The organism is Vibrio aquaticus (assembly GCF_003970385.1).
GTDB classification, from domain to species: domain Bacteria; phylum Pseudomonadota; class Gammaproteobacteria; order Enterobacterales; family Vibrionaceae; genus Vibrio; species Vibrio aquaticus.
The window spans coordinates 677,554-683,987 of sequence record NZ_RXZH01000002.1 but is presented as its reverse complement, the minus strand read 5'-3'; the positions used below and the strand labels follow the sequence as shown (position 1 = coordinate 683,987).

At 43.1% G+C, this 6,434-nt stretch carries 1 protein-coding gene; it reads left to right on the top strand.

From position 1 onward, the window contains the following. Nucleotides 1-35: 35 nt before the first annotated feature. Nucleotides 36-6,368, top strand: coding sequence for a VWA domain-containing protein (locus EJ063_RS08995; protein WP_208640363.1), 6,333 nt, complete (start codon nt 36-38; stop codon nt 6,366-6,368). The last annotated feature ends 66 nt before the right edge of the window (nt 6,369-6,434 follow it).

Genomic DNA, 6,434 nt, shown 5'->3' with positions numbered 1-6,434 from the left:
ACGGCGAGTGGGTAGATGTACCCGCGAATGGTTTAGTGACGGTTCCAGCCGGTGAAGATGCGGTCAAAGTACGAGTTAAGACGGCGCAAGATAAAGTCTACGAAGGCGATGAAGACTTCAGTGTGACTGTTGAAGGCGCCGAGGGTGCACTTACGGCGACAGACCCAGCGGATCGTACTGCAGATGCTACCATCTTAGACTTTGAAGACACTCCACCAAAATCAGAAGATTTCTCTATTAGCCTCGGCGAGTCAGGTTCTTCGAAAGTAGTATTTGATACAGGCAGCGGTTCAATAGAAGGTGACACTGACGATCATATTTCTGATGAATTTGACGACAGTGACGCTTCAATTTCGCTAGGCGTTGTGATTACTGAGTTACCTGAAGGTGGTACGTTGTCTTACCAGGGCAACCCAATTTCAGAAGAAGACTTAGCCGTATTTGATGAACAAGGTAACCTTGTCAAAGAAGGTACGATCTTCGAAAACCCTAACGATATTGTTTACACACGCGACGAAGGCAAAGAAGGGTTCTTAGTAGGTGTGAAAGGTAATCCACACCCAGATGACTCAGATTCGTCTGATACTTCTTTCTATAACTGGGGTGTGGCAACGGATAACCCATCTGTTCGAACACTCGAGTTAGCTGATGGACAAGTTGTTACCATCACAGCTTCCAAAGTTGGCAACGGTAACGATGATTTAACCCAATACAACGGCAGTGCAAAGCATATTGGCTACGGTATTGGTATTGGTGATGATAACGGTATCCAAAAAGACGAAACTCTAACAATCGATTTTGCATCAAGACCAGCTGATTCAATCACACTAGGTCTAGATGGTCTCGGAGGTTGGTTCGAAGAGGGCTACGGTAGCAAACCAGGAAATAAAGCAGCCAATGAGTCAAGCGTTGTTATTGATGTTCATTGGACTAATGGTAATGAATCTGGTGTTGAGCAATTCACCTACCAAAAGACGACAAGTGGCGATAATAATCTGTTCCATGAAATCGTAATTCCTTCCGAGGCGTTTCCACTGCCAGAAGGGGCGATGATAGACAGTGTTGACTTGTCTACCGCGGGTAATGGTAACTGGGAACTTCGTTATCTTGATACACGATCTGATGACTCGTTTGATTACCGTGCCGTTGATTCGCACGAGAATTACAGCGAAGAGTCTACGGTTACTATTAATAATGCACCGGATGCTAAAGATGACCCTCAGACATTCGAAATTAACTTAGGCTCGTTCGCTGAAAATGGAAGTTGGGACTACGAGGGAGTCACGAAGACAGCTCTAGTCGGTAAGTCAACGGATGATTCAGAGGATCGTTCGGCAAATATCCTTGTTGTTGATGGAGATTCAGCAGACGATCTTCCAGGCTATGAGCTCGGTGTAGACGGAAACATTAATTCTGGTCCAGGTAATCAAATTCAATACGATCGATTAACTGGTGAATCAGAAAAAATTGCTATTGAATTACCTAAACCGGCAACAAGCTTCTCGTTCACTGTTGCACACCTATTCGCTAATGAAGGCGGAACGGGCAACCACGAGCAAGGCATGTGGACAGTTTATTTAGACGGTAAAGCTGTTCAAAGTGGTGTGTTCTCTGTCGACTCCGGTCATGAAGGTAGCTTCGATGTAGATCTCGAAGGCATCGCATTTGACACTATTGTCTTTGAAGCGACAGAGTTTGCAGGCAATCCAGCGAAAGATGAACACGGACAAAATGATTCATCTGATTATTTCTTAACTGGATTAAAAGTAGAAGGAACAGGAGCTTACGCTGTCAATCAGAGTGAAGGTGAAATCAGAATTCCAATCTCTGAGATCTTGTCAAACGACATAGATCTAGATGGCGACAAGCTAACAATCGTTGCCTTCGGGGAAACAGGTTCGCATGAAGCTAGGATTGAAGGTGACTTCGTTGTCTTTGACTTCGTTGATACGTTCCACGGTGAAACATCATTTACGTATACTATTCAAGACAGTGATGGGTTAGAAGATACAGCAACTATTAACGTCATTGTAAACCCAGATATTGTTCCAGTTACAGTCTCGTCGGTCTCTGCTGATAATAGTACTGTTGAGGAAGGTCAAGATCTTAACTTCACAGTTAACCTGTCTGGTAAATCTCAACTAGGCGAACAGATTGAAGTTAAGTTTGGTAGTGTGGGTAGTTCTGCGTCTAGTGATGATGTTGTCCTTGATAAGCTTACATTTACCAATGGTGTGACATACAACCCGAATACTGGACTATTGTTTGTTCCGCCGGGCGTTGACTCATTCCAAATTACACTTCCTACTTTCGATGACGTTATCGACGAGCCAACGGAAAACTTTGTTATTGAAGTCGGTGGTAAAGAAGCTATTGGTTCGATTATTGATAATGATGAGTCGCCACTTGCTTCTAATTCTCATGTGATTGGAGAAGAGCAATCTAGCTACACATTTACGTGGGCGGACTTTAATCTGTCGGATGCTGACTCGGCTGACTTAACGGTTGTTATTACTAGCGCACCTGGCGCAGGTAGCTTGTACTTGTATGATGCTGATTCAGATGCTTGGATTCACTTAGACAGCGACGTGATTGGCTCAGGATACCAGGTCACTCAGGATCAAATTGAAAATGGGGATCTGGTGTTTACTCCGGTGAGTTATGAATCTAGTACCTCGATGTCTGATGAAAGCAACACCGCAACAGGTAACAAGCAACCTGATTATGCCGAGTTTAACTACCATGGCTTCGATGGTGTAAATTCCAGTTCAACAGTAACTATGTCGGTAGATATTCGACCTGACACGACGCCAGCGAAATTAGATGTAGAGACTCCGGTATCTGGTCTAAATGAAGGGGTAGAAGATTCCTTTATTAGCGTGTCTAAGATCACTACTCAACTCGTTGATACAGATGGCTCTGAAACGCTTAAATTAGTCTTGGCCGGTCTGCCGGAAGGAACAGAAGTCAAGTTTGGCGACAGTACGCTTCTTGTAGACTCGAATGGTAGAGTGAATATTTCTTCTTGGTTGTCTGAAGGTGGACGGGTAGAAACTGTGCTTGACGAAATCCAGATTAAAGTTGATGTACCAGATACCTACACAGTACAAGTAAAAGCTATTTCTGATGAGATAGAAGGTGATACTAAAGAGGTAACAAGAGGTGAGTTCGAACTGATTGTTCACCCTGCACCAGTCGTTCCAGGTGCGGAAAGTAAGGATGTATTTGGACAAGAAGACACTGTTCTCATGCTCTCTCTAGATGATTTTGGTATAGAGTCAGGCACTACCGTAGCGATTACTCAGCAGCCAGTTGATGGCGAATTAGTGATTAACCTTGGTACAGCACAAGAGCCAAATTGGCAGCCGTTAAACGCTAGTCAGATCACGTCCGCTCAGTTAGCTTCGGGTGTTATTGGTTTCAGGCCAGAACTTAACGAATCTGGTTATGACGGCTTCGGTGGCGATGCAACCGGTAACAAAGAGAGTGATTACGCGGAGGTTAAGTTCAAAGCAGTTGATAATAATGGTTCGTCACAAGAGCATACTTTGACCGTTGATATTAACCCTGTTGCCGATGAGCCTGTTGTTTCCATTACGTTGGGTGATATCCAGAAAACTAATGCAGTATTTGGTCACCCAACAGATAAAGAATCGATATTGGAGTTATACACTAATGGTAAGTTGCTGAGTATTAATGGTGACTTATTCCAAGGTACGCATGACCAAGATAATGGTTTCCTCAGCGCAGATAATAGAGACAGTAACTTATTCATCGCTCAAGACAAATATGCTGGTGCTCCGGGAACTCCAGACCAACCTCTTGCTGTGCATTATACTGGTAACTATAAAGGTTCTGATGTGTTTATTGGTGGTAGTTTAGACGACACATTTAAGGGAGCTAACACAGACTCTGATCATACATACAATGATCATTTAGGTTACGACACTGAAGGTAATGAAATTAAAGCTATTGATACGGTAATCTACGAAGGTTCGATTTCTGATTTTATAATTTCGTTTGAGGAAGTAGGAGGCGGTAATAGATTTAGAGTTATCGATAAGAGTGGTCAAGAGACAAGCTTACCTAATGTAGATGGAGCCGGAGATACGCTTTACTTTATCGAGCAAATCATTTTTAGCGATGGCATTGTAGAACTTGATTACAACACTGGTCTTCCTAATGTCGTAAAAGATACTACGATTCCATTAACACTAGATGTTGAATTGCAGGACAAAGATGGTTCAGAGCAACTGGTTGACAACCGAGTTGAGATCACGGGCATCCCGGAAGGCGTAGACCTATATATTGGTGGTGAGAAAGTCGAACCAGTAGCAACAAGCAATGGCTTCCAAACCTTTAATGTCACTGTCGATCTGAATAAAGACAATAACTTCAGTGCAACTATCGACAATGCCCAATTAAAAGTTCCTGCTGACTATACGGGTAGCTTGGACTTTACCGTTACTGCCAATGCCGTAGCTGAAGATCATAATGGCAATCAAGCAACAGGCTCAGACTCCGAGTTCGCTACTCTTGCTACGGATAAGTTCATCTTAGATAACTCACCAGAAGAATTGCTCTTAGGTGATAGTGCTGATGATGTAATTATTGGTGATGTTGGTGGTATAGATACCACTATTACGCCAGCAAAAAATTACAACATTGCGATCTTAGCTGACGCGTCGGGTAGCATGAAGGATAATTTTGATAACAGTACTAGACTTGGCGTTATGAAAGCGGCGTTACTGAACTTTGTTGAAGGGCTAGATACGCACTCTGGGACGATTAATATTGCACTTATTGGGTTTGCTTCATCAGCAAGCGCTGCTGTTAGCATTTCTGATATCCAAGATAATAATTGGAGCTCTTTGGAGACCGCGATAAATGGCTTATCTGCAGATGGCGCGACAAACTACGAAGCGGCATTTGATTCGGCTAAAACTTGGTTTGACGGTGTGGGTAATTCTAACGCGAATGCAGAGAATGTGACCTTGTTCGTAACCGATGGTAAGCCGACTACTTATACCGGTGACCAAAGTGAATCAGGTGATTCAACCGATAGCTTAGACCTAAGCAAAGCACTTGACGCATACAATGAACTTTCAAGTATAAGTAAAGTAAAAGCGATTGGTATTGCGACTGATGACAGTGAAACTCAAACACTACGTATGTTCGATAACACTAATGTTATTGGTAGTGCTGATGTGCCATTCGGACAGCAAGTGAGCTCGCTTGAGCAAGAGCTTGAAGTCGAAGTTAATTACAACGAGCCAGCTGAGACAGCTTACGGTTCATCTTTCACTTTGGAACAAAATCAATCTGCAGATATTTCATTGGATTTTGAAGTGAAAGAAGGACTGGCTGATAGTGATGTGTTTAATTGGCGAATCGAGAAGCTTGTAAACGGCACTTGGGAAACGGTTTATGGTCCAATTAAAGGTTCTTCAGATACAACCCAGACGTTAAATGCTGTTGGTGAATATAGACTAGCGATCATGCTCGACAATGTTACGAATGATGAGAGTGATGCTATCAAGTTGGAAGCAGAGATTTCAATTACTGACACCACAACGGTAAATGTAGGTGAAGTCGATGTCGTAACATCCGGAAGTCAACTCGTAGCTGCACTAGAAGGAGAGATATCACATACCAACTATCGCGATATGGATGGTGATCATATCCTTGGTGATCGAGGTGACGACATTATCTTCGGTGATGCAGTCAATACGACTCACCTACCATGGGATCAAGTAGGCAGCCCTGCGGAGCAGAAACTTGGTTTTGATGGCCTTAAACAGTTCTTGAAGTTGCAAAATGGCTCTGAACCTAGTGATGAAGAGTTACATCAGTTTATTTCTGATAATCACGACACGTATAAGCTGTTTGAAGAGTCACTTGATGACAATGATAACGTGCTTGGCCAAGCTGACACTCTAGAGGGTGGTAAAGGAGATGACATTCTTTATGGTCAAGGTGGTGAAGATATGCTTATCGGTGGTTTAGGTAACGATATCCTAACTGGTGGAGAGGATGCTGATATCTTCAAATGGGTTGACAGCGACCTCGATGGTGCGACTGATGTTGTCAAAGACTTTGATCGTTCTGAAGGTGACTCTCTAGACTTCTCGGATGTGTTTGCTGACATGGATAGTGATGAGCTAGATACCATGTTACGCATTCTAGACTTGGATCCTAGTGATGTTACTGTAGGCGATTACTCGATTACATTTAATGAATCTGGGTTGGATACATCAATGACTTTAAGTAAGGGCGCAAATACGGTCACTGTAGACTTCAATGGAGTGAGCTCTTCTGATATCACGTCAAGCTTGATTGAGACTTTGAACACGTTGAAGGTTGAGTAAGTTACTAGCTAGCCCGTTAGGGCTAGCTTATTAAAGTTGACCTAATAAAAAAGACCACTTGGTATT